Origin of the sequence: Alcanivorax sp. (genome assembly GCF_040118815.1) — a bacterium.
Lineage (GTDB): Bacteria > Pseudomonadota > Gammaproteobacteria > Pseudomonadales > Alcanivoracaceae > Alcanivorax.
Genome location: NZ_JBEDTC010000001.1, coordinates 68,363 through 92,612, shown reverse-complemented (window position 1 = coordinate 92,612; position 24,250 = coordinate 68,363). Strand labels below are relative to the sequence as shown.

Annotated in this window: 25 protein-coding genes; 10 read left to right on the top strand and 15 right to left on the bottom strand. The window is 58.0% G+C overall.

Annotated features, from left to right (window positions below; all coding sequences use genetic code 11):
- Window positions 1-16 precede the first annotated feature (16 nt).
- The 4 genes from ABNH18_RS00465 to ABNH18_RS00450 all read left to right on the top strand — a co-directional run bounded on the left by ABNH18_RS00465 (window position 17) and on the right by ABNH18_RS00450 (window position 3,506).
- Window positions 17-1,897 carry a penicillin-binding protein activator gene (locus ABNH18_RS00465; protein ID WP_349380921.1) on the top strand — a complete coding sequence of 627 codons (1,881 nt, stop codon included), beginning with the start codon at window positions 17-19 and terminating at the stop codon, window positions 1,895-1,897.
- Window positions 1,878-2,264: a YraN family protein gene (locus ABNH18_RS00460; protein ID WP_349380920.1), complete on the top strand. Its 387-nt coding sequence runs from the start codon at window positions 1,878-1,880 to the stop codon at window positions 2,262-2,264. Before ABNH18_RS00465 ends, ABNH18_RS00460 begins: the two co-directional genes overlap by 20 nt.
- A gap of 67 nt (window positions 2,265-2,331) precedes the next feature.
- Window positions 2,332-2,919 (top strand): phosphoheptose isomerase, encoded by a 588-nt coding sequence (locus tag ABNH18_RS00455; RefSeq protein WP_007150375.1) that lies wholly within the window; start codon window positions 2,332-2,334, stop codon window positions 2,917-2,919.
- Window positions 2,919-3,506 carry a BON domain-containing protein gene (locus ABNH18_RS00450; RefSeq protein ID WP_349380919.1) on the top strand — a complete coding sequence of 196 codons (588 nt, stop codon included), beginning with the start codon at window positions 2,919-2,921 and terminating at the stop codon, window positions 3,504-3,506. The genes ABNH18_RS00455 and ABNH18_RS00450 overlap by 1 nt, the downstream gene beginning before the upstream one ends.
- Before the next feature lie 117 nt (window positions 3,507-3,623).
- Here ABNH18_RS00450 and ABNH18_RS00445 read toward each other — a convergent pair whose 3' ends face one another.
- From ABNH18_RS00445 to rplM, 7 genes are all read right to left on the bottom strand, one after another.
- Entirely contained in the window at window positions 3,624-4,031 is a 408-nt protein-coding gene (locus tag ABNH18_RS00445; RefSeq protein ID WP_349380918.1) for a ClpXP protease specificity-enhancing factor, read from the bottom strand.
- A 2-nt stretch (window positions 4,032-4,033) separates the two neighbouring features.
- The gene (sspA, locus tag ABNH18_RS00440; protein WP_007148462.1) at window positions 4,034-4,672 is read right to left on the bottom strand and encodes a stringent starvation protein SspA; all 639 of its coding nucleotides are present in this window, start codon (window positions 4,670-4,672) and stop codon (window positions 4,034-4,036) included.
- Window positions 4,673-4,766: 94 nt separating this feature from the next.
- Window positions 4,767-5,423, bottom strand: a complete 657-nt coding sequence (locus ABNH18_RS00435; RefSeq protein ID WP_349380917.1) for a cytochrome c1 — start codon at window positions 5,421-5,423, stop codon at window positions 4,767-4,769.
- Window positions 5,423-6,706, bottom strand: coding sequence for a cytochrome b (locus ABNH18_RS00430; protein WP_463671046.1), 1,284 nt, complete (start codon window positions 6,704-6,706; stop codon window positions 5,423-5,425). The genes ABNH18_RS00435 and ABNH18_RS00430 overlap by 1 nt, the downstream gene beginning before the upstream one ends.
- Entirely contained in the window at window positions 6,703-7,290 is a 588-nt protein-coding gene (petA, locus tag ABNH18_RS00425) for a ubiquinol-cytochrome c reductase iron-sulfur subunit (protein ID WP_349380916.1), read from the bottom strand. Before petA ends, ABNH18_RS00430 begins: the two co-directional genes overlap by 4 nt.
- A 214-nt stretch (window positions 7,291-7,504) precedes the next feature.
- Window positions 7,505-7,900 (bottom strand): 30S ribosomal protein S9, encoded by a 396-nt coding sequence (gene rpsI, locus ABNH18_RS00420; protein WP_007149663.1) that lies wholly within the window; start codon window positions 7,898-7,900, stop codon window positions 7,505-7,507.
- A gap of 11 nt (window positions 7,901-7,911) precedes the next feature.
- Window positions 7,912-8,340: a 50S ribosomal protein L13 gene (gene rplM, locus ABNH18_RS00415; protein ID WP_349380915.1), complete on the bottom strand. Its 429-nt coding sequence runs from the start codon at window positions 8,338-8,340 to the stop codon at window positions 7,912-7,914.
- Between the two features lie 272 nt (window positions 8,341-8,612).
- Between rplM and ABNH18_RS00410 the strand changes: the two genes are divergently transcribed.
- The 4 genes from ABNH18_RS00410 to ABNH18_RS00395 all read left to right on the top strand — a co-directional run bounded on the left by ABNH18_RS00410 (window position 8,613) and on the right by ABNH18_RS00395 (window position 12,825).
- Window positions 8,613-9,650 carry an aldo/keto reductase gene (locus ABNH18_RS00410; RefSeq protein ID WP_349380914.1) on the top strand — a complete coding sequence of 346 codons (1,038 nt, stop codon included), beginning with the start codon at window positions 8,613-8,615 and terminating at the stop codon, window positions 9,648-9,650.
- Window positions 9,651-9,859: 209 nt separating this feature from the next.
- Entirely contained in the window at window positions 9,860-10,486 is a 627-nt protein-coding gene (locus tag ABNH18_RS00405) for a TetR/AcrR family transcriptional regulator (protein WP_349380913.1), read from the top strand.
- Window positions 10,483-12,108, top strand: a complete 1,626-nt coding sequence (locus ABNH18_RS00400; protein ID WP_349380912.1) for a phytoene desaturase family protein — start codon at window positions 10,483-10,485, stop codon at window positions 12,106-12,108. The genes ABNH18_RS00405 and ABNH18_RS00400 overlap by 4 nt, the downstream gene beginning before the upstream one ends.
- A gap of 3 nt (window positions 12,109-12,111) precedes the next feature.
- A complete protein-coding gene (locus tag ABNH18_RS00395) occupies window positions 12,112-12,825 on the top strand; it encodes an SGNH/GDSL hydrolase family protein (RefSeq protein WP_349380911.1) in 714 nt (237 codons plus the stop codon).
- 258 nt (window positions 12,826-13,083) lie between these two features.
- Here ABNH18_RS00395 and ABNH18_RS00390 read toward each other — a convergent pair whose 3' ends face one another.
- The 5 genes from ABNH18_RS00390 to ABNH18_RS00370 all read right to left on the bottom strand — a co-directional run bounded on the left by ABNH18_RS00390 (window position 13,084) and on the right by ABNH18_RS00370 (window position 18,539).
- Window positions 13,084-13,749: an outer membrane protein gene (locus tag ABNH18_RS00390; RefSeq protein WP_349380910.1), complete on the bottom strand. Its 666-nt coding sequence runs from the start codon at window positions 13,747-13,749 to the stop codon at window positions 13,084-13,086.
- Window positions 13,750-13,909: 160 nt separating this feature from the next.
- Window positions 13,910-15,190, bottom strand: coding sequence for an OmpP1/FadL family transporter (locus ABNH18_RS00385; protein ID WP_349380909.1), 1,281 nt, complete (start codon window positions 15,188-15,190; stop codon window positions 13,910-13,912).
- 211 nt (window positions 15,191-15,401) lie between these two features.
- Window positions 15,402-16,547, bottom strand: coding sequence for an acyl-CoA dehydrogenase family protein (locus tag ABNH18_RS00380; RefSeq protein ID WP_039926894.1), 1,146 nt, complete (start codon window positions 16,545-16,547; stop codon window positions 15,402-15,404).
- A gap of 165 nt (window positions 16,548-16,712) precedes the next feature.
- Entirely contained in the window at window positions 16,713-17,795 is a 1,083-nt protein-coding gene (zapE, locus tag ABNH18_RS00375; protein WP_155133511.1) for a cell division protein ZapE, read from the bottom strand.
- A 111-nt stretch (window positions 17,796-17,906) separates the two neighbouring features.
- Window positions 17,907-18,539, bottom strand: coding sequence for an alpha/beta hydrolase (locus ABNH18_RS00370; protein WP_349380908.1), 633 nt, complete (start codon window positions 18,537-18,539; stop codon window positions 17,907-17,909).
- 116 nt (window positions 18,540-18,655) lie between these two features.
- Between ABNH18_RS00370 and ABNH18_RS00365 the strand changes: the two genes are divergently transcribed.
- The gene (locus ABNH18_RS00365) at window positions 18,656-19,180 is read left to right on the top strand and encodes a Z-ring associated ZapG family protein (protein WP_349380907.1); all 525 of its coding nucleotides are present in this window, start codon (window positions 18,656-18,658) and stop codon (window positions 19,178-19,180) included.
- Window positions 19,181-19,300: 120 nt separating this feature from the next.
- On the opposite strand, the gene ABNH18_RS00360 is transcribed toward ABNH18_RS00365, so the two are convergent.
- Window positions 19,301-20,176, bottom strand: coding sequence for a diacylglycerol/lipid kinase family protein (locus ABNH18_RS00360; protein ID WP_349380906.1), 876 nt, complete (start codon window positions 20,174-20,176; stop codon window positions 19,301-19,303).
- 30 nt (window positions 20,177-20,206) lie between these two features.
- The gene (locus ABNH18_RS00355; protein WP_349380905.1) at window positions 20,207-20,962 is read right to left on the bottom strand and encodes a Nif3-like dinuclear metal center hexameric protein; all 756 of its coding nucleotides are present in this window, start codon (window positions 20,960-20,962) and stop codon (window positions 20,207-20,209) included.
- Between the two features lie 311 nt (window positions 20,963-21,273).
- Here ABNH18_RS00355 and ABNH18_RS00350 point away from each other — a divergent pair, with 311 nt between their 5' ends.
- Window positions 21,274-22,371 (top strand): trypsin-like peptidase domain-containing protein, encoded by a 1,098-nt coding sequence (locus ABNH18_RS00350; protein WP_349380904.1) that lies wholly within the window; start codon window positions 21,274-21,276, stop codon window positions 22,369-22,371.
- A 155-nt stretch (window positions 22,372-22,526) separates the two neighbouring features.
- Here ABNH18_RS00350 and ABNH18_RS00345 read toward each other — a convergent pair whose 3' ends face one another.
- Window positions 22,527-24,122, bottom strand: coding sequence for a DUF4139 domain-containing protein (locus ABNH18_RS00345; protein WP_349380903.1), 1,596 nt, complete (start codon window positions 24,120-24,122; stop codon window positions 22,527-22,529).
- Between the last annotated feature and the right edge of the window lie 128 nt (window positions 24,123-24,250).

The window sequence follows — 24,250 nt, the reverse complement described above, 5'->3', positions numbered from 1 at the left end:
TAATACGAACCTCGCCATGGAATTTAGAAAGGCTTATCTGGCAGCATTTCTCGCTGCCGCTGTTGTGGCCGGCTGCTCCACCACTCCTTCATCAAAGACCAAGGTCTATGAAACACCCGCCGTTGCCACGCCCCGCGCACCGACAGAGGCACCCGCTGTGCTTTCTGCCGCCCGCAACCAACTTGCCGGCATGGATGCCGACGAACGCAATACCTCTACGCTGTCCTGGGCCTCTACCTATCTGGGCGAAAAACGGGCTGCCGATGCAAACCAATTGCTCGCCGACCTGAACCCCGGACAACTCAGCAGTGAGCAGCGTTTCACCTGGTTGCTACTCAGTGGCCGCGCCCAGCTCGGCCAACAGCAAGCGGACAAGACCCTGACGCTGCTGCAGCAATACCAGGACGAAATACTGCAATATCCCGCCGAGCATCAGGCCCAACTGGATCTGTTGCGCGCCGACGCCTTGGCCATGCAAGGCAAGCTGCTGGACAGCCTGCAGCAACGCGTCGCCGCTCACCCGCTACTCAGCGATGACGATCAGGGCTACAACCACAACATGATCTGGCAACTGCTGATGCAGCTGCCCAACACCGATCTGGCCGACGCCATTGACGGTAGCAGTGGCGACCTGCGTGGCTGGCTGACACTGGCTCAACTGTACCGCGACCCCATTGCCGACCTGGATGCCCAGGTGACCCGCCTGAATCAATGGAGCGCCCAGTGGCGCACCCACCCGGCCATCGACGATGTGCCACAAATGCTGGAAGCGCTTGAAGAAGCCGCCAGCCAGCGTCCCAGCCAGGTTGCCATCCTGCTGCCAACCTCCGGCACACTGCAAACTGCCGGCAAGGCCCTGCAGGAAGGCATTATGACCGCCTTTTACCAACAGCAGAAAAACGGCCAGCCGCCGACCTTGCGTTTCTATGACTCCGGTGGCGACGATGTCCTCGCCGTGTACCAGCAGGCCGTGGCCGATGGCGCCGATTTCATTCTTGGCCCCCTGGCCAAGGACAAGGCAGCCACCATTGCCGCCCAGGGCACACTGCCGGTGACCACCTTGGCACTGAACTACATCGACACCGACAACCGCGCCGACAACTTTTTTCAGTTTGGCCTGGCACCGGAAGATGAAGCTCGTCAGATCGCTAATCATGGCGCCCGCAGTGGCGCCTTGCAGGCTGGCATCCTCTACCCGGAAGGGGAATGGGGCGACCGCGTTGCCCAGGCCTTCGTCGATCGCTGGCAGGAACTGGGCGGCTCAATCACCATCACCCGCACCTACCAGGAAGGGCCCAGCATCGGAGAAACCGTCGAGGAAATGCTGCTGGTGGCACAAAGCCAGAAACGCGGCAATGCGGTCAGCCGTTTCACCAGCCTGAAGATGGATAACCAGCCTCGCCGCCGCCAGGACATGGATTTCCTGTTCCTGCTCGCCGATCCCAATCAGGGGCGCCAGGTGAAACCAGCCCTGAACTTCCACTACGCCAAAGACTTGCCGGTCTACTCCACCGCCCTGATCTACAGTGGTGAAGACAATCCACGCCGGGACCAGGACCTGAATGGCATCCGCTTTGTGGATATGCCCTGGATTCTCTCCGACGATAACCAGGCCCTGCACGACGCGGCCAACGAGCAATGGCCAGACGGCCACGGCCGCTACGAGCGCCTGTTTGCCATGGGCATCGATGCCTACCGGCTGCAAGGCCGCCTGTATCTGCTCAACGCCCTGCCCTCCAGCGAGCTGCCCGGCGTTACTGGCCGCTTGCACATGGAGAACCAACGCATTGTTCGCGAACTGAACTGGGCAGTTTTTGTGGGTGGCAAGGCACAAACGCTGCCACAAGTGACCGAGACAGGCCAAAACAGCCTTCCCCGTGCCGCTACTTCGCAGTAAGAAAAGCAAGAATGACACCGGCCGTGACGCGGAAAAGCTGGCCGCGAAATGGCTGATCGACCAGGGGCTGACCGTGGTGGAACGCAACTTCCACTGCCGTCAGGGGGAAATTGACCTGATCCTGCTGGATCACGACACCTTGGTCTTCACCGAAGTCCGCTGGCGCAAACACCAGAGTCATGGTGGCGCGCTCGCCTCGGTGGATCACCACAAACAACGGCGATTAATCAACGCGGCCCAGCACTTTCTGGCCCGCCACCCGGAACATCATCACCGGCCTTGCCGCTTCGATGTACTGGGCATGGAACCGGACAGCCAGCAGACTGTCCTTTATCAATGGATACAAAACGCCTTTTATAGCGAATAAGCTACACAGCAGAATGTGAAAGATTGAGCGACCCGAACTCAGCGAACAGGACATTGAAGGGACAATTATGAGCGTGGACCGTATCCGGCAACTGTTTGCCGAAAGCATCGAAACCAAAGCAAAGGCCGGCGAAGTACTGCCTACCGTGATTGAAGCCGCAGGCCAGGCCATGGTCGAATGCCTGCTCAACGGCGGCAAGATTCTCACCTGCGGCAACGGCGGCTCCGCTGGCGACGCCCAGCACTTCTCTTCCGAGCTGCTCAACCGTTTTGAAATGGAGCGCCCAGCGCTGCCTGCTATCGCGCTGACCACGGACTCGTCTACGCTGACCTCCATCGCCAACGATTACAGCTACAACGAGATCTTCTCCAAGCAGGTCCGCGCCCTGGGTGGCAGTGGCGATATTCTCTTGGCGATTTCCACCAGCGGAAACTCCGCTAACGTGATTCAGGCCATCCAGGCCGCCCACGACCGGGAAATGCGCGTAGTCGCCATGACCGGCAAGGAAGGCGGTGAAATGGTCAATCTGTACGGCCCCAATGATATCGAAATTCGGGTGCCCGCCACCTCCACAGCCCGCATCCAGGAAGTGCACCTCCTGGTCATCCATTCGCTGTGCGATTACATCGACCAGCAGTTGTTCGGAGGCCAGTAATGGTCGCACGCTTTACCCGCTTACCAGCCCTTGCGGCTCTTGCACTGCTGCTCTCCCTGACTACAGGGTGTGCATCACTGTCCAAGGGCATGTCCGACCAGCCCACTGATCAGGACCACGGCTCACGCACCTTTGGGGCGTTTGTGGAAGATGGCAACATCGAACGCAAAGTCGCCGTCAATCTGTCACGCACCAGCGCCGAGCTGGACGAGTCCCGCATCGTGGTGGTCAGCTACAATGGCAACGTTTTACTTGCGGGCCAGGTAGCCAGCGAAGATCTGAGCACCCAGGCGGAAAATATCGCCAGCCAGGTACGTCATGTGCGCAATGTGCACAATGAGCTGCAGGTGGTGGGCTCTGGCTCATTCCTGGCACGCACCAATGACACTTGGCTCACCAGCAAGGTAAAAAGCCGCCTGCTGGTCAACGGCGACGCGCCAGGCTGGCGCACCAAGGTGGTCACGGAAAACGGCGTGGTCTACCTGATGGGACTGCTCACCCATGCCGAAGCCGACGCAGCGGTCGCCCAGGTACAGAAGGTGTACGGGGTACAGAAGATCGTGAAGATCATTGAATATATCGATTAGGCGCTCCGCGCCGGCAACACGCTTCACGCGTCACGCCCCACGGAAAACAAAAAGCCCGCTCAATGAGCGGGCTTTTGCGTGTTGCATGCAGCGTGAGGCGTGCTGCGTCTCACTTTCTCACTTCACCACTTTCAAGTGACTGACTTTTCCGCCCTTACCTTCCTCTTTCTTCTCAGGCTCCGGCGTGGTCGTCGGTGGCTCCGGCGGATCGACGGGATCAAACGCCATACCCTGCCCATTCTCACGGGCAAAGATCGCCACTACCGCGTTCACCGGCACCCGAATGGTCATGGGCATGCCACCAAAGCGGGCAGAAAAGGCTATTTCATCGTTATCCGCCACAAACTGGGTGACTGCGCGCGGCGCAATGTTCAGCACGATCTGGCCGTCCTGCACAAAGTCCTGCGGTACTTCCACACCCGGGAAACTGGCATTCACTGCCAGGTGGGTGGTCAGGCCGTTATCGCAGATCCACTCGTGGATCGCCCGTATCAGATACGGGCGATTGGAGGTCATTTCGGACATAATTACAGCGGGTTACGCAGTTCGCGCTCAGCGTCGGTCAGGCTGGCCTGGAACGCATCACGGTCAAACAGACGCTCGGCGTAATCCAGCAGCGGCTTCACCTGCTTGGCAGGCAGCTCAATCCCCAGAGCGGGCAACCGCCACAGAATCGGCGCCACCACACAATCCACCAAGGTGAACTCTTCGCTCATGAAGTACGGCAGCTCGCTGAAGATCGGTGCGGTGGCGATGATCGCCTCGCGCAGCTCCTTGCGGCGCTTGTTCAGGCTGGCCTCTTTTTCTTCACCGGCCAGGATCGCGTCCACATGACCACACCAGTCACGCTCCACCCGATGAATCAACAAGCGGCTCTGGGCACGTGCCACCGGGTAAACCGGCAACAGCGGCGGATGCGGGAAACGCTCGTCCAGATATTCCATGATCACCGTGGACTGAAACAAGGTCAGCTCACGGTCAACCAACGTGGGCACTTCGTTATACGGGTTCAGCGAAGCCAGATCTTCCGGCTTATTACTGCTGTCCACATCAACGATATCGACCGTGACCCCTTTTTCTGCCAGCACAATACGCACGCGATGGCTGTAATGATCTTCCGGGGAAGAAAAGAAAGTCATTGAAGAACGCTTGGTCACCACACCCATTGTCGAGTCATCTCCGCACTAGTGATCTATAACAGAAACAGGGTAACCGCTTACGCGGATACCCTGTTCAACGCTGGAATCCTACACTGAAGGATCAGTGTATGTCTTTCCAGTATTCCTTTTTGAGCAGGTAAGCCGGGATCAACAGGATGCCCAGGAACAGCAGCACATACACCCCCAGACGTTCACGCTGCGGGCGAATCGGCTCCGCGGTGTAAGTCAGGAAGTTAGTGAGATCGCCCATGGCCTGCTTGAACTCGTCTTCGCCCAGCTCTTCTTCCAGGCCCGCCATCACGTGGGGCATGCCCACGCTCGGGAACACATGGTTGTTGTAACCGAACGGACGGGACTCATCTTCGTAGAAGTTGATCAGGTAAGAATACACCCAATCCGAAGAACGGTACCGGGTCACCATGGTGAGATCCGGCGGCGCGTTACCAAACCACTTCTTCGCGTCGTCTTTGTCCATGGCGTTATGCATCTGGTCACCGAACTTGTCACTGACGAAGTTCAGATTCTCCATCACCAGCTCTTCTGGCATTTCCAGATCTTCCGCCATGCGGCTGTAGCGCTGGTACTGCAGGGTATGACAACCCAAGCAGTAGTTAACGAACAGCTTGGCACCATTCTGCAGGCCAACCTTGTCTTGCAGGTTTACCGGCGCTTTAACCACGTACTCGTTGTGGCCACCGCCAGCCGCGAACGCGACCAACGGCAGGCAGCTGAAAAGAATAACCGCTAGCTTCTTCATCAGTGTCCCCCCGTTACCCGTTCCGGAACCGGCTTGGATTTCTCGAATTTATGCACGAACGGCATGATCAGCAGGAAGTAGCTGAAATAATAGATCGTGCCGAACTGCGCCATCATGGTCTTGCCCGGTGTTGCCGGCTGGGTACCGAAATAACCCAGCATCAGGAAATCCAAGACGAAGAGCGTCATGAAAATCTTGCTCCAGATACCGCGATAGCGGATGGACTTGACCGGGTGACGATCGAGCCACGGGATCACAAACAGGATCACAATTGCACCGCCCATGGCCACCAAGCCCCATGCCTTGGAAGACATGATGAAATCGATGGTTGTGGCACGCAGCATGGCGTAATACGGACCGTAATACCAAACCGGCGCAATATGGTCCGGGGTTTTCAGCGGGTTGGCCGGCTCAAAGTTCGGCTTCTCCAGCAGATAACCACCACCATCCGGGAAGAAGAAGATCACCACGGCAAAGATCATCAGGAACACGATCACGCCCGGCAGGTCCTTCACGGTGTAGTAAGGGTGGAACGGGATGCCGTCTACCGGTACACCGTTTTCATCCTTGTTCTGCTTGATTTCCACGCCATCCGGGTTGTTGGAACCCACTTCGTGCAACGCCAGAATGTGCAGCACGACCAGAGCAAGCAACACAATAGGAATAGCCACAACGTGCAGCGCAAAGAACTTGTTCACCGTGGCAGTGGACAGCAGGTAATCGCCTCGCACCCAGGTCGTCAGGCCTTCACCGATTTCCTTGGCGTCTGCCGCGCTAATGAACGGCAGCAAATCAAACGGGATCGCACCCGCCAGGGAGATAATTACCTGGGCACCCCAGTAGGACATGTTGCCCCAAGGCAGTACGTAACCAAGGAAACCTTCAGCCATCAGCGCCAAGTAGATCAGCATACCGAAGATCCACACCAGCTCGCGCGGCGGCTTGTAGGAGCCGTACATGAGGCCACGGAACATGTGGAGGTACACCACGGCAAAGAACGCGGACGCGCCCACTGCGTGCATGTAACGGATCAGCCAACCCCACTCCACATCACGCATGATGTATTCAACGGAGGCAAAACCTTCGTTTGGAGAGAAGAACATGGTCAGCCAGATGCCGGTGAGCAGCTGGTTTACCAGTACCACGATGGAGAGCACACCAAAGTAGTACCAGAAGTTGAAGTTCTTCGGCGCATAGTATTCGGACATGTGACGCTTGTAGGCGTCTACCACGGGCAGACGGGCATCTACCCAATCGACAACGCGATTCACCATTCCCATCATGCCTTGGTCTCCCCTTCCTCAGAGCCGACGATAACGACAGCTTCGCTCAGGTAAGAATGCGGCGGAACCACCAGGTTGGTGGGTGCCGGAACGCTCTTGTACACCCGACCAGCCAGATCGAACTTGGAACCATGGCAAGGGCAGAAGAAGCCACCATGCTCAAGCTCTACCGTCGGCTGCTCTTCAAACAGCGGCGAGCAGCCCAGGTGGGTACAGGTACCGACCAGAACCAGGTATTCCTTCTTAATCGAACGCCATTCGTTCTTGGCGTATTCCGGCTGCTGATCCGCGTCGGACGCAGGGTCACGCAGCTTCTCATCCAGCTTTGGCAAGGTATTCAGCATATCTTCCGTGCGACGCACCACCCAGATAGGCTGGCCCCGCCATTCTTCTACTACGCGCTGCCCTGCTTCCAGACGACCAATATCCACTTTTACCGGCGCACCGGCATTTTTGGCTTTGGCACTGGGTTGCCAGGACTTAACGAAAGGTACAGCCACGCCAACGGCTCCTGCGGCACCAATCGCCGAAGTCAAGCCGATCAGGAAAGTGCGGCGGCTGCTATTAACGCCGTCGTTGCTCATTGAGATGTTCTCCCCTTAGATCCCACGCTCGGGGTTAGTCCGAGACTCGAGGTTTATCCTCGCGTTACGGGCGGAGTAAGGCGGCGCAAATGGTAAAGAAAAAGCCCACACCTGACAACCGGTTATTATCCCGCCAGAATCGCTAAACACCTGATTTGAACACAAAAAAGCCCAGCAATGCTGGGCTTTTTTGTGTAACTGTAGTGCTTGAAACTTAACGCTTGGAGAACTGCGGACGACGACGTGCCTTGCGCAGACCCACTTTCTTACGTTCAACTTCACGAGCATCACGGGTCACGTAACCGGCACGACGCAGCTGGCCACGCAGCTCACCGTCATACTCCATCAGTGCACGGGTAATACCGTGACGGATGGCGCCAGCCTGACCGTTGTTGCCGCCACCGCTAACGGTAACCAGCACATCAAACTTATCAGTCGCCTCTACCAGTTCCAGCGGCTGACGAACAACCATCTGATTGGTTTTACGACCGAAATACGCATCCAGCGGGCGACCATTAACGCTGATCTTGCCACTGCCCGGACGCAGAAAAACGCGAGCGGAAGAGGTCTTGCGGCGACCGGTTCCGTAGTTGGTTTCTACAGTTGCCATCGACAAACCCCTTAAATTTCCAGCTGCTGCGGCAACTGAGCGGTATGCGGATGCTCAGTGCCTGCGTAAACTTTCAGTTTGCGGAACATGGCGCGACCCAGTGGGTTACGCGGCAGCATGCCCTTGACCGCCTTCTCGATGATCATCTCAGGCTTTTCTGCCTGCAGAGTCGCAAAGTTGGCTTGTTTCAAACCACCCGGGTACCCGGTGTGGCTGTAATAGATCTTGTCTGTCGTCTTTTTGCCGGTAACGGTTACTTTGTCGGCATTAATCACGACAATGTAATCACCGGTGTCGACATGTGGCGTAAACTCCGGCTTGTGCTTACCGCGCAGACGGGTGGCGACTTCAGTAGCCAACCGACCCAACGTTTTGCCGGTAGCGTCTACCACATACCAGTCGCGCTTTACGCTTTCCGGTTTTGCGCTGTAGGTCTTCATGGGATTCTGCCCTAAATTCAATATGTTACGGGTAGTAAACACCCGCCGGCGACGGTTACGCCGGGCAAGAGAGCGCGAATTCTACCCAAGCCCCCAAAAGAACACAAGCCATTCAGGGGCATTTGTTGTCATGACACCAAATGGTCGCCTGCCAGGCCAGTCTCGCCTTTGTTCCCGCCCCAATAAAACGGGGCATTGTGCAGCGCCCGGCGCCATGTTGAGATTGAGCGCAATTCTACACCCTTGCACGACCCCCTTTAAAGGAGCAGACAATGCAGTACCGTCGTCTCGGACGTACCGACCTCGAGGTAAGCGCCCTGTGCCTGGGCACCATGACCTGGGGAAGCCAGAATACCGCCGAAGAAGGCCATGCCCAGATGGACATGGCCCTGGAGCATGGGATCAATTTTTTTGATACCGCCGAAATGTACGCCGTGCCCGCCAGCCCGGAGACCTCTTTTCGCACCGAAACCATTATCGGTGAATGGTTCGCCCGGACCGGGAATCGCGACAAGGTGGTGCTCGCCACCAAGGCTGCCGGCCCCGGCGAGTACGTGAAGCATATCCGTGGCGGCCCGCGCTTCAACGCTGACAGCCTGCAAAGCGCCGTGGAAGGTAGCCTCAAGCGTCTGCAAACCGAGGTGATCGACGTCTACCAACTGCACTGGCCAGAGCGCACCACCAACTTCTTCGGCCGCCTGGGGTATAAACATCGGGACGGCGAGGACGGTATCGCCATCAGCGAAACCGTTGCCGGACTGAAGGCACTGGTGGATGCAGGAAAAATTCGCCACTGGGGCCTGTCCAACGAAACCCCCTGGGGCACCATGCGCTTTATTCATGAAGCGGAGAAAATCGGCCTGGCGCCACCCGTCAGCATCCAGAACCCCTATTCACTGCTCAATCGCAGCTTCGAGGTCGGCCTGGCAGAAGTGGCCCACCGCGAACAGGTGGGCCTGCTGGCCTATTCGCCACTGGCATTCGGCATGCTCAGCGGCAAATACCGCAACGACCAATGGCCAGAAGGTGCACGCCTGACCCTGTTCAAACAGTTCGCCCGCTATACCAACCCCCAGGCCATCGCTGCCACCGAGGCTTATTGCGCACTGGCCAATGAGCGAGGCGTCAGCCCGACCCAACTGGCCTTGCAGTTCGTCACCACACGTCCCTTCGTCACCAGCAACATCATTGGCGCCACCAACTTGGCACAACTGGAAGAAAACCTGAAAAGTGTCGATGTGGCCTGGGACAAAGAGCTGGAGAAAGCGCTGGAGGCCATCCACACCCGCTTCCCGTACCCGGCGCCCTGAGAACGCCTGACGCAACACGCCCGATGCATGACGCCAAAAGAGCAGGCTCCCCACTGTAGGAGCCTGCGGCCGCCTTCATGGCATGCCTGCAGCCAGGCTTCCACAGAACCCAAAGCGCAGCCGAGCCCACAACCCATCCCGCCAAACCTTGACGACAACGCTCGTACCGTGCCAATGTTAACACTGTTAACTTGGAGCAACGAATCAGTATGGCACGCACCGCATATCACCACGGCGATCTCCACCAGCAGGCCCACGATCAGGCCCTGGCCGTCCTGCGCCTTGAAGGCGACGGTGCCATCAGCCTGCGTGCCATTGCCAAGCAGATTGGCGTCAGCGCCCCTGCGCTTTATCGCCACTATGCGGACCGGGAAAGCCTGCTGGCTGAGCTCGCTATCAGTGGCTTTGCCGCTCTGCGCCAGCAGCTGCTTAGCGTGGATCAACATGCACCCCGCGCAGCGCTGATCGGCATCGGCCTGGCCTATGTGGCGTTTGCCCAATCCGAGCCCAACCTGTACCGGCTGATGTTTGGTGGCCGGGTACTCCCCAAAGGCGCTCACCCACGGCTCGACCAGGCCGGGCTCGGCGCGTTCAACGTATTGCAAGACACCATCGCCCAAGGCCAACGGGCGGGCTATCTAAAGCCCGCACCGCTCGCACTGATGACCGCCACCGCCTGGTCGCTGGTTCACGGCCTTTCACAGCTGACTATCGACGGCCATCTGCCCAATGCGGATGCCGAGCCCCAACTCGCCGAAGGCATCACCAGCCTACTGCTGGAGGGTGCCATTGCCCCCACTCATAAGCATATTGATAACAACGAGGACACCCCATGAGCAGCCCAACTCCCAGCACCCTCCGTGTCGGCCGCCGCTACCGCGCCAAACGGCTCAACGGCCCCTACGATGTCATCGTCATCGGCTCAGGCATCGGCGGCCTCAGTGCTGCCGCCAACCTGAGCAAAATGGGTAAGAAGGTGGCGGTGTTTGAGCAACACTACACCGCTGGCGGCTTCACCCACAGCTACGACCGCAACGGCTACGAATGGGATGTGGGCGTGCACTACATCGGCGACATGGGTGCCGACCACACCATGGCCAAACGCATGTTCGATTACGTCACCAATGGCGAACTGAAATGGGCGCCCATGGACGCCAATTATGACCGCCTGTTTATCGGCGAACGCCGCATCGACCTGATGGCCGGCCCCGAAGCGTTCGTGGCCAGCCTGAAAAAGGATTTCCCGGAAGAGCACAAGGCCATCGACGCCTACATGGGCTACCTGAACCAGGTGGCCAAGGCCTTGCCCGGGGTGACCCTGGCCAAAGTATTACCCAAGCTGCTGGCCGGCCCTTTCCGGCGCCTGGCCAACCGCAAGGCGCCCGCCTTTTTAAATCGCCCCACGCAGGAAGTCCTCGAAGGCCTGACCCGCAACCGGGAACTGATCGCCGCACTCACCGGCCAATGGGGCGATAACGGCCTGGTACCCACCGAATCCAGCTTTATCATTCACTCGCTGATTGCCCGCCACTACCTTTATGGCGGCTACTACCCGGTGGGTGGCGCCTCGGAAATGGCCAAGACCATCATTCCGGTGATTCAGCAAAGCGGCGGCGAGGTATTTACCTACGCGGACGTGAAAGAGGTTCTCATCGAGAAGGGCCGAGCCGTGGGCGTACTCATGGCCGACGGAGAAACCGTCCGTGCCCCTGCCATTATCAGCAACGCCGGCGTCTACAACACTTTCGGCACGCTTCTGCCCGACAACGCCCCCCACAAAGCCTTCTACCAGATGAAACTGGGCAATGTGCAGCGCTCCATGGCCAGCGTGTGCCTATACATCGGCATCCAGGACACTGCCGAGAATCTGCAATTGCCAAAGACCAACTTCTGGATTTACCCGGGCAGTGACCACGCACAACAGGTAGACAACTTCCTCAAAGCCCCGGACGAGCACGACATTCCGCTCACCTACATTTCCTTCCCGTCTGCCAAGGATCCCAGCTTCGAAGCACGCTATCCCGGCCGGGCCACTGTGGAAATCGTCGCTCCCGGTCCGTTCGAATGGTATGCCGACTGGGCAGACAAGCCCTGGGGAAAGCGTGGCGACGATTACGAAGCCAAAAAGGAAGCCTACTCCCAGCGACTACTGGAAAAGCTGTACGAGAAGATGCCGCATCTGCGCGGCAAGGTGGACTACTACGAACTGTCCACACCGCTCTCCACCGACTACTTCTGCCGTTACAGCACGGGTGAAATATACGGGCTGGACCACACCCCGGAGCGATTCGAACAGGACTGGCTGAAACCGAAAACGCGCATCCCCGGCCTGTACCTTACCGGGCAGGACGTAATGACCTGCGGCGTGGTCGGTGCCATGGTTGGCGGCCTGCTTACCACGGTGGCAATCAGCGGCCTGAAGGGCCTGCCGTTGGCCAAGAAAATGTTTGTAGGCTGAGCCATGCATTTACCGTTCTGGTTCAGCGTTGGCGCGCTCAGTCCTGTGGTAATACCGCTAGCCCTCTACACCCGCCGCACCACCGTGCGGCTTCCGGAGGCCAGCGGCGAACCCCGAGGGCAATGGGGCGAGGGCAGGCCCGCAACACGCTTGCTGGTCGTGGGGGAATCCACGGCGGCCGGTGTGGGCACCCTGCATCATCGCCAAGGGCTGGCCAGCCAGCTGGCCCTGCAGCTGCACCAGCACTCCGGGGAAACGGTCGCTTGGCACACCCTTGGCGTTAACGGCATTCGCCTGGACGCACTACTCGCCAGCCTTGCCGATATCGCTTTGCCAGAGGTGGATGAAGTTTTCATCAGCATGGGCGTCAATGACACCACCGGACTCACCTCCCGCCGGCGCTATCGCGCAGGGCTTCTTCACTTGATTCAGGCGCTGCGCAAGCAACACCCTGCTATCCGGGTCACGCTGCTGGCAGTCCCCCCCATGCACCGGTTTACCGCTCTGCCCACCCCATTAAGGCAATTGCTCGGGTGGCGCGCCAGGCAACTGGATCAACAACACCGCCATGTAGTCGCCAGCGATAACACCTTGCTCTACCTAGGCTACCCTGCCCTGCAAGATCCGGCCTTGCTCGCCGGAGACGGCTACCACCCCAGCGCCAGCGGTTACCGCGCCATGGCGATCGCGCTAGCCGAGCAGCTGTATTGCAACTAAGAGCCCTAACATCGAAAGGCCTGCGAGGGTGGCCTTGCCCAACGGCCTGGGTCAAAAGCAATATCACTCGCTATTGCGTAGATACCGGCTTTTCTGGCCAAGGACGACTACCACCCCAGCACCCGTTCAAGTAGGTCGAATTAGCCTAAAAGGCGTAATCCGACATTGTCCGCACAGGGAGGATCTCAGTGAGAGTGTTGCCGCACCGCGCGGCCTGTCGGGTTACGCCTACGGCTAACACGACCTACACGACTATTACTACTGGAAGAGCATCCCGAAGCCAACGCGCCACAGGCCCTGGTCGACCGTGCCCGCACTGCGGTCCACGTCCAGCCATTGCTGGCTGTAACCACCACGCATGAAGAATTGATCATTCACATCCAGGCGCACACCTGCGCCCACTTCATAACTGAACACCGTATCGTTCAGAGTCGGCGTATCCAGCCCGCAGTAATAACCCCACCACGGATCCCACCAGCACACCGGCGTCGACGGCCCAGTGGGCACATTGGTATCCAGGTAAGTGGCACCCATCGCCCCATGCACATAGGGCGTTAGCGCCTTGCGGAAAAAATGGTAGGTGCCGTTCACGTTCATGGTGGTCATTTCCAGGTCGCCACGGCCATCAAAGGCGCTGCCCCCGGCCACCGGTTGCGTGGTAGTCCTGAAATCCGTATCCACCCACTCCAGCGCAAACCCCAGCGACAGCTTTTCATCCAGGTTATAGGCCATATCAAAACCAAACCCGATATCGTCATCCACCTTCGCTTGAGACCCGCCATCCCCCGTGAATGACTGCCCCTCAAGGCCGATTACACGGAAACTGCCCTCCCAACGCTCTGCTCGATAGCTATTGGGAATCTCTGCCCACGCCGGCAAAGTGAGAAAGCAGGCAGCGCCCGCGCACACTATTCTTTTCATCATCGCCCCCCCCTGATTCATCAACCGTTGCCTGGCAGCATACCACTGCCTACGTTATTCGCGTAAAACCTCAGACAAAATCAAAACGCTCTGCCTCTGTTTTAAAGACATAAAAAAAGCGAACCCGAAGGTTCGCTTTTCTGCTTTCACTATTGCGCTTGATTTAGAAGCGATAGCTCAGCTGAGCGCCGATAACATCGGCATCCAGCTCGTAGGTGCCCTTGAGCTGCGCACCTTTTTCATCTCTATTTATATCCGCATCATCAACAAACACATGCGCATAACCCACATCAATGGTCATGTTGTCCATCGGCGTGAAGCCTGCACCCAAGGTTGCCCAAACACGATCAGAGTCTGGAGAAATTGCGGAGCGATTATCAGTGCCCTGAGTAGACTCTTCCTGGGCCACACCGAAGCGCAATACCGTATTTTCATTTAGTGAATGACGAACACCCAGCGAATACCGGACTGCATTTTCCCAATCGAAGGTTTCCGTCGGCTGGTAAGGATCTAAAGCATCGCTCTCAATAACCAACGCATCTAGGCTGCTCCACTCCATCCATTCAACACCCAATAGAACTTGGGTTTTATCAGAAAGATCGCCAGCATAAGAAAGCTGCAATGAAGCAGGAAGATCAATATCAGCCGAGCCAGAATATGCTCCAGGCGCAGGGGCTGGAGTCAGCCCCGCACCTAATGGCGAGAAGGAAATATCACCTTCTACCTCGTAGGACATCTCCGACCGATAAGCGGCACCAAAATGGTTATTATCGTCTGGACTATAGGTCATCCCTACATTCCAGCCATACGCATCATCATCACCTTCAAGGCGAGTTAGTGCATTCTGAATATCCGCATCTAGCTTCTGGTAGCTAACACCGACACCTACGCTCAAAGAATCGGTTACCTGAATCCCAAGCGAAGGGTTAATGTTATAGGTTTTCAGGTCAGATTCAGTGGCATAGAAATCACCTGCTGTTGCCGTACCAACCCCTGGAACACCAACATATTGATTACCCCAGCCACTCTCATACTCAATCTTTGTACCAAATGGTGAAACAACGCTCAAACCGAAGGTCATAGACTCGCTGATTGGCACAGCAAGAAATGCACTCCCCACAAAGGGCTCCACATCATCAAAATCACCAAGGCCATTACCATTTTGAGGAATAGCGCCAGAAAACAATCCATCAGAATCGGACTCAAAAGTGGTATCCACCCACACCTGATGCACAGCCACAGAAAGCTCAGTCTTTTTCAGACCGGCCAGTGTTGCCGGGTTGTACCATTGATTTGAGGCATTTTCGCTGAGTACCGCGGCACCCGCATAGGCCGTACCCATCGCAGAGACGGACTGATAAGACACACCAAAACCACTGGCCATGGTCTGGCCGGCTGCCAGCCCCAGAGCGGAACCGATAAGTAGCGCACCTGTTTTTTTCATTGTTGCTCTCCCTCTTCCTGAATGTCCTAAAATTATGGGCGTACACGCCAGATCATTCCTCGATCTGATTCCACTTATACACAACTTAGGCCAATAACAGCAAGGCCGGAAAAAGGCTCATACTTTTCCATTAGCCCCAGTATTTGTAAAATCTTCAGCCACAAAAAAAGGGCTGCCGAAGCAGCCCTTTTTGTGAAACACCGGCATCCCTCTAATCGGCCAACACCGCCTTGGCAACAATGCCCTTCATGATTTCATTGGTGCCGCCATAAATCCGCTGAACCCGAGAATCCGCAAACATGCGGGCAATCGGGTATTCCCACATGTAGCCGTAACCACCGTGCAACTGCAGGCACTCGTCGATCACTTCGCACTGCAGGTCGGTAATGTAGTATTTGCCAGCCGCCGCGGTAGGAATATCCAGTTCTTTCTTCAGGTGCAGTTCCAGGCAGCGGTCCACGTAGGCGCGGGCCACTTCAAGCTTGGTGTGCATCTCGGCAATCTTGAACTGGGTGTTCTGGAAGCCGGCGATAGGCTTGCCGAAGGCCTTTCTTTCCTTCACGTATTCGATGGTGTGAGCCAGAGCGGACTCGGCCATGGCCAGGCCGCCGATGGAGATACCCAGACGCTCCTGAGGCAACTCTTTCATCAGGTAAACAAAGCCCATCCCTTCTTCACCCAGCAGGTTCTCTGCCGGTACGCGCACGTCCTGGAAAAACAGCTCGGAAGTGTCCTGGGCTTTCATGCCCACTTTCTTCAGGTTCTTGCCTTTCTCGAACCCTTCGGAATCGGTTTCCACCACAAACAGGCTGATGCCCTTGGCGCCTTTGGTGGGATCGGTTTTTGCCACCACAATCACGATATCCGCATTCTGGCCATTGGTGATGAAGGTCTTGGAACCGTTCAGCACGTAATGATCGCCGTCTTTCACCGCGGTGGTTTTCACCCCTTGCAGGTCGGAGCCGGCGCCGGGCTCGGTCATGGCGATGGCACCAATCATTTCACCGGTCACCATTTTCGGCAGGTATTTCTGCTTCAGTACTTCAGAGCCATTATGCTCAATGTAGGGGGCGACGATTTCAGTGTGCAGCCCCCAGCCGATACCGGTGAGGCCCAGCTTGGAAATTTCTTCGTTGATCACCACGCTGTACAGGAAGTCAGCGCCGATACCACCGTACTCTTCGCCTACCATGGGGCACAGGAAACCCTGCTCGCCAGCTTTTAACCATACGTCTTTGGGCACTACGCCCTGCTGCTCCCACTCTTCATTGAAGGGAACGGCTTCGTTTTCCAGGAATTTGCGCACGGTATCGCGGAAGGTTTCGTGGTCAGAACTAAACAGCGTACGGGGAATCATCATGCTCTCCGGCATCAGGTTATCGGGAGTGGCCCCAACGCCGGACTGGCAGGGGCACAGAATACCCCATGATGTTCACTGTCGCTGCCATCGGGCAATGACCGAAACGCTCAGGCCCCGGCCCGGCTGTGAAACCTGGCCAATGACCCTCCTGCCGGAAACTGATCAGGCGCGGTGTTCACGACCCAGATATTCAGAGGATTGCATCTCTTGCAGGCGTGAACGGGTGCGCTCAAATTCGAAATCCAACCGTCCACCGGCGTAGATATCTTCGATGGGTACTTCGGCGGCAACCACCAGCTTGACGGCCCGATCGTAGAACTCGTCCACCAAATTGATGAAGCGCCGGGCCATATCGTCCTTGCCCGCCCCCATCTGCTCCACATTGGCCAGCAGTACGGTGTGGAACTCCCGGGCTATTTCGATGTAATCGGTCTGGCTGCGCGGGCCATCACACAGCTCCTTGAACTCGAACCAGACCACGTCATCCGCACAGATGACGGTGGCAATCTTACGGCCTTCAATAAGCACATTGCCACGATCCCGGTGACGGGAATGATCCGGCTCCAGGGTCTGAAACCGTTCCTGCAGAAAGGCATCGGCCCCTTTCCCCAACGGACAGTGGTAAAGCTCGGCCTGTTCCAGCAGACGAAGACGGTAGTCATTCCCCCCGTCCACATTCATTACCTGGGTGTGTTCTTTCAACAGCTCAATGGCGGGGAGGAAACGGGCTCGCTGCAGGCCATCCTTGTACAAACCATCTGGCTCAATATTGGAGGTGGCCACCAGGGTAACGCCGTTAGCAAACAGCTCCTGCATCAGGCCGGCCAAAATCATGGCGTCGGTGATGTCGGTAACAAAGAATTCGTCGAAACACAGCACCCGGGCCTGGCTGGCGAACCTGCGGGCAATGCTGATCAGCGGATTTTTTTCCCCCTGGCGCTCGCGCATTTCTCGATGCACTTTCTGCATAAAGCGGTGAAAGTGCATGCGGCGCTTTTCCTTGAACGGCAGCGCCTGGAAGAACACGTCCATCAGGTAGGTTTTGCCTCGCCCCACGCCGCCCCACATGTACAACCCTGTCAGGGGACGGGGTTTGCGAAAACGCCCGAACAGGCCGCCCGATGCAGGCTCCGCCAGCAAACGATGGTACAAGTCATCCAGCGCGGCGACGGCACGCTCCTGGGCCGGGTCCTGGAAAAAATCATCGCGCTGAAGGTCGGCCTTGTATTGCTCAAGAGGGGTCATGGGTCGCGGACCTGCCACTGTGTAGTTAAAACCGGCTCAGGGCCTGAAACAGGCCCGGCAAGGGCGAGCCAATGTAGCGCCGGGATCGCCGGCTGACAACCAGTGCGGCCGCTAGCCGGGCAAGTGGCTGGCCGCAACCTGCTTCAGGTCTACCAACTTACCGTGAAAGAAGTGCCCGCAATCCGGGAAGCGCACCAGATCCGGTGCCAGCGGGGTTTGCTCTGCCCAACGAAACACCTGGTCAGCGGGCACCACCTCGTCATCGTCGCCCTGCACCACGGTCACCGAGCAGCCGGTGCCTTCAATCTCGTCAAACGGGTAATGGTGCACCGGCGGCGCCACCAGTAGCAGCTCACGCGCCGGCATGCCGTTAGCCTTGAGAATTTCAGCGCCTCGGGCCGCCACAAAGCTGCCGAACGAAAAACCCGACAACCACAACGGCAGCAGCGGATACTGCTGCGTCAGCCAACTGTGGACGGCCAACAAATCTTCGGTTTCACCGATGCCGTCGCTGTAGGCCCCCTGGCTTTCACCGACACCCCGGAAGTTGAAGCGCACCACCACAGCCCCTTCGTCCCGAGCCAAGCGCGTGAGGGTGGTCACCACCTTGTTATCCATGGTGCCACCAAACAAGGGATGCGGATGGCAGACAATGGCCACGAACGGCGGCGCGTCACTGCCCTGCTCCACAACTGCCTCCAGCTGCCCTGCTGGCCCGGATAAGGTTTGCCGTTGTGCTGCCATTTTCTACTCCTATCGCATCCTGTTACGCCTTTCACCCTTGGCGACCGCGCAGCTCTGTGCTGCAATAGCCACAGTGTTATCGCCAGCGTCTTGGCGATACCTTACAGGAGTATGCCATGGATATGCTGACAACTGGGGTGCTGTGCTTTGCTGCCGGCGTGGTAGTAGGTGCAGGACTGCTTTTCTGGTTGTTACCGGCGCGGCGGCAAGCCGGCCAACTGATTCGCGACCGTGACGAGGCCCGTCAGGCGCTGAATCATTACCGGGACAAGGTGGACGATCATTTTCTCCAGACCGCCGATCTGGTCAACGATATGACCCAGGCTTATCGCTCTGTGCATGAGCATTTGTCCAAGGGAGCTCAAGTACTCTGCTCCGAAGTAGGCCGCAAACGGGCCGTGGCCAAATCCCTGGATTCCGCACCGGACAAAGAAAAAAACGAACCCATGGCGCCCCCGCTGGATTACGCCCCAAGCGCCAAAGGCACGCTCTCGGAAGACTTCGGCCTGCAGCAAAAACCCACAGGTCCCTTTGCACCGGTGGATGTGGCAGATAACCCGATTCCTGACACCGTGGTCGAACCACCCCGAGATTATGCCTCAGAAGATGACGACATCACGGATGGCAAGAAACCCGACTAATCGCATCCTCAGCACGGCAAGCAGACACAAAAAAGCCCGCATCAGCGGGCTTTTTTGTTGGTCTCAGGTCTCAGCCGAGTGTTATCTGGCTGAGACCTGTTCAAGGCTGATTGCAAAGCCTTATGAATCAAACAGAACGGCCACTCGCATGGGCACCGGCGCATCCTCCACTTCAATCTCGGCGGGCAAATTGCCCGCCGGATCGCCGTCCGCCTGAATCGGCTCATCACCGCTTTCGCAGCGAATATGCACCCGCTGGGCACGCAGGCTGGCCACGCCATCCACCCGCTCCATGCGACCGAACGGTAATGCAATCAGGCAACGGAGCAAGAACCGCACACCCGGCTTCTGAAATAACAGCACCTGCACATGCGGTCGCAGAATATTGGCGTCTTTGCTCAGCACAAAGCTGCCACCGTAGTGGCGTCCATTGGTGATGATGGCCGAGAAACAATCCAGCGGACGACCATCCACTTCTACACGGTAGTGGTGCTGGCCATAACGACGAATTTGCCCAAGCATGGACTGTACATAGGCCAGCTTGCCGAACTGTTTTTTGATAGCCAGATTCACCCCATTGACCACCCAGGCGTCATAGCCGATGCCGCACATCATAATAAACCGCCGGCCGTTCAGGCGGGCCGGTGTCACGGACACGCTCTTGCCCTGCACTACCACTTGCGCGGCTTGCTCCGGCTTTTTCGGCAGTGCCAGCTCTTTGGCCAACACATTGGCTGTGCCGGTGGCGAAAACGCCCAGCGCCACGCCGACAGCCAGCCCGTTAAGCACTTCATTGGTGGTGCCATCACCGCCCACGGACACCACGCAGTCGCCCTGGTCCGCCAGTCCATTCAGGTAGTCTGTGGCGTCATTGGGGCCTTTGGTGTAGTACAGGCGCACAGCTGCCCCCTGGCGCTCCAGCTCGGCCACAAAACGGCAAAGCAACGCCTCCCGGCCACCGCCGGCGGCCGGGTTGTAAATCACAGTGACTTTCATCAGACAGGAAACCCTCGTACTGCTCCCGGTTTAAGCCGGGTTATCGATATCAATAAAGGTATGTTCAATGCCGTAATGGTCGCTGAGCCACTGCCCCAACGCCATGGCACCGTAACGTTCCGTGGCATGGTGGCCACAAGCGAAATAGTGCATACCGGTTTCCCTGGCAAAATGGGTGGTCGGCTCGGAAATTTCACCACTCAGGTAGGCATCCACGCCCTTGGCCTGGGCCTTTTCGATAAAGCCCTGAGCCCCGCCGGTACACCAGCCGATGGTTTCAATCTCATCGCCAGGATCTCCGATATGCAAGGGCGTACGCCCCAGCACGGCTTCCACGTGAGCGGCAAATTCCGACGCACTCATGGGGCTATCCAACCGACCCACATTGCCGATAGGCCGGGGCGAATCATCCAGTCCGCCTTCGGTAGTCAGCCCCAGACGGAGCGCCAACTGGGCATTGTTACCCAGCGTGGGGTGGGCATCCAGCGGCAGGTGGTAGGCAAACAGATTAATGTCGTGGTGCAGCAGTGTCTGCAGGCGCTGCTTCTTCATACCCCGAATCTGCTGGCTTTCGCCTTTCCAAAAATAACCGTGGTGCACCAGAATTGCATCCGCATCTTCCACGATAGCCGCATCAATCAAGGCCTGGCAGGCGGTAACACCGGACACCACTCGATGGATCTGTTCCCGGCCTTCCACCTGCAATCCATTGGGGCAGAAATCCTGAAACTGACCCGCAGCCAGCTCCTGATCGAGCAGAGACAACATGTAATCGCGCTTGAGCATGACACCTACCGAATAAAGGTCGGAACAACGAAACGTGTTCAATTTGGTCGCAAAACCCGTGAACCCTGATCACCGCGCCAAGCCGGTCAGGGGGGGTGTGGTGTATCATGCTACTCACTCAAACCACAGGTGAGAGCCGCGCCACGCCTTGCAAGGTGGCCATCGCCTACAGCCAAGTGGCAGTAGCAATCAGTATTCACAGGTTCTACTATTGCGCGCAGTTTACCTATCTGACCCCGCATTTGTCTCGCCAGAGGCCCTTCACCAGGCCCTGACGAAAACGGGGAACAGCACTAACGGGGGCATTACCGGTGATCAAATTGCTTCGTTTTCTGGCCGGCCCGGTGATTACCGGCCTGGCCGTCGGCCTTGTCGCCCTCTGGTGGTACCAGTGGGGTCCCAACGCCGAGCCCGCACAACATGACACCGGCGTTGCCAGCTATTCCGGCGCGGTGAACCATGCGGCCCCGGCGGTGGTGAACATCTACACCACCCAGATCATCACCAACGAAGACGTGGCCGAAGACCCGCTGTTCAACCGTTTCATGGAGCAACCCCGCCGCGAACGCGCCCTGAGCAGCCTGGGTTCCGGGGTGATCGTCGATGATGGTGGCTATGTGCTGACCAGTTACCACGTGATCCGCGATGCGGATGAAATCCTGGTGTCTCTGCGTGATGGACGGGATGTACCGGCCCGGGTGGTCGGCACGGATCCGGAAACCGACCTGGCGTTGCTGCACATTGCCCTGGAGGGGCTACCGGAAGTGGAACTGAACGGCAACGGTCCGGTGCAGGTGGGCGATGTGGTCCTCGCCATCGGCAACCCGCTGGGCGTGGGCCAGACCGTGTCCATGGGCATTGTCAGTGCCACCGGCCGCAGCCATCTTGGCATCGCCACCTTTGAGAACTTTATCCAGACCGACGCGGCGATTAACCGAGGCAATTCCGGCGGCGCGCTAATCGATACGCGCGGCCACCTGATCGGCATCAACACCGCCATTCTTTCTGCCGATGGCAGCTGGCAGGGCATCGGCTTTGCCACTCCGGCATCCATCGCCAAAGAAGTCATGAACGACCTGATCGAGCATGGCCGGGTGATTCGCGGGTACTTGGGCGTCACCGTGCAGGACATGACCCCCTCATTGGCCGACACCTTTGGCATGGAAGACGTGCGCGGCGGCGTAGTCACCGAAGTGGTGGTCGACAGCCCGGCCCACAAGGGCGGCCTGCAGCCCGGCGATGTACTAGTGGGCATCAACGGGGACATGATGGCCGACGGCTACGAAGCCATGAACCGAATCGCCGGCATGAAGCCTGATGACAAGGTGACACTGGAGGTGATCCGCAACCGTCAGCCCCTGTCTGTGGACGTGGTCATCGGCACCCGCCCGCCCGCAGAAACCGATTAAGAGACGCAACACGCGGCAGGCTTCACGCAACAACGCGCAAAGCCTGTCTTTGAGCCGATAGCAAGAGGCCGCGCCCAACGTTTGGGCGCGGCCTCTTCGGTTAAAAACAACACGGCATAGCTCTACACGTTTAAACTTTCAACTTTTAACCCCGCTCACAATCCCTCTACACCGCTCAGCGTTGCCTCTTCAGGGTAGCGAATTTCGAAGCCTTGTTTGAAACTTTCCTCACCCCCGGCGGGCAAGGTGAACTGCCAGCGTTGCAACCCTTTCACGCTATCCACATCGCGAGCATCAGCGGCCTTGCCCTTGGCCGTAACGGTAATATCCTCATTACCGGCGACGGGGAGGCGATCCAGCAGGTTCACTGTTACCGCCTTATCGTAGTGGGACGACAGGGTGATATTTTTCAACGCAGACAGGGTGCTTTCCTTGCTGATCAGACCGACCTCGCCTTGCTGAGACGGCTCACGAACCACATCAATGTGCAGGCGAGGGTCATCACCAAAACTCATCTTCACCGGCTCACCCTGCTTGATACTGTCGCCACGGTGATAACGGGTCAAACGCTGACCATCGCGCAGCAGGGTGACACGCCCGGCGAGCCAGGGCAGTGGGCTAGTGTTCTTCCATTCGCCCACCAACAACACCGCCGGCTGCTGCCAGAGGTAACTTTCTCGGCTGAGTGTTACCGGCAATTCAGCCTGTTGGTAAGGAATACGCGCAGTGGCGTCACCACTGGTCAGCGACAGTGGCACCGAGAGCGGCACACGCATATCAAACCCGTGCGCCACAGGCGCCGCCACCGGCATCGACTGCACCTCTGCCAGGTCCGCCTCGTAGGCCGCAGGCTCCGCCATCACGGCGCGTAATGAAGATTTGCTCCTTTTCGGTTGGGGTGTCGCCAGCCGTACAATCCAGGGTTGCGGGTCTGGCAGGTGACGATAGCCGGCCGGCACCAGCCCCAGGGTGGCACTGACATTCTGCCAATCCTCTCCGGTGTGGTTGCGGATCAAGGCAATCCCCGTCACCGCCACGGTCTCGTTGCCGCTATCCAGATCGACGCGTAACTGATTCTGCCAGCCGGCCTGGCCGGTAAAATACTGCAGTTCAACCTGCGCGGTGGAGGCGTTATCGGTGGCGACGGTGAGCACCAGTTGTTGGCTGCGCGTTTGGCCCTGCCCCAATTGCTGGCGCTCCTGTCGCAGTGCGTCCAGTGTCTGTTGCTGCTCGTGGTGACTCACCGCTCGCTGGTTGATAGCTGCCTGCCGTTGCGCCACCGCCTTGCCGATGGATTCCCACGCACTGGCCCACTTTTCCACCGGCACCTGGGCAAACACCGCCTCACCTTGTGGCGCCTGCCCCATCAGGGATTGCAGATGATTGATCTGTTGCTGGTCCAGGCTATCTGCCGCCCGGGCGGCGGCCATGGCCTGCTCCAGTTCGAGAATCGCCGCATCCAGCTCGGCACGACGGTCCGATACATCTTCTTCACCAATGGCAAACCCTTGTCGCATCCCCAGCAACTCAGCGCCTTTCACGGCCACCTGCAGGCTATCCAGATCCAGTTCCGGCAGACCTTTCACCACCAACTGGTGCTCGCCGGCGGGCAAAACCTGGGAGAAAGTACGACTGAGATGGGCCTGGGCGGGAAACAGCACGGCCTTGTTCACCGGGGCGGTGACAGCAAAGTCAGCGGCAAAAAGGGGCATCGGGATCAGGGCACAGGCAAGCAGTAACGAACGTTTCATTATCAGGGGGCCTTTGCGTTGGTCTAATGCTTGTTAGTACAGCAGGTATGGGGAAAGGTTCAAGCCCGTGAGGTCACATTCCGGGCCAGTGGCCGGCACAGGAGGGGGCGATGAGTTCAAAGTTGAAA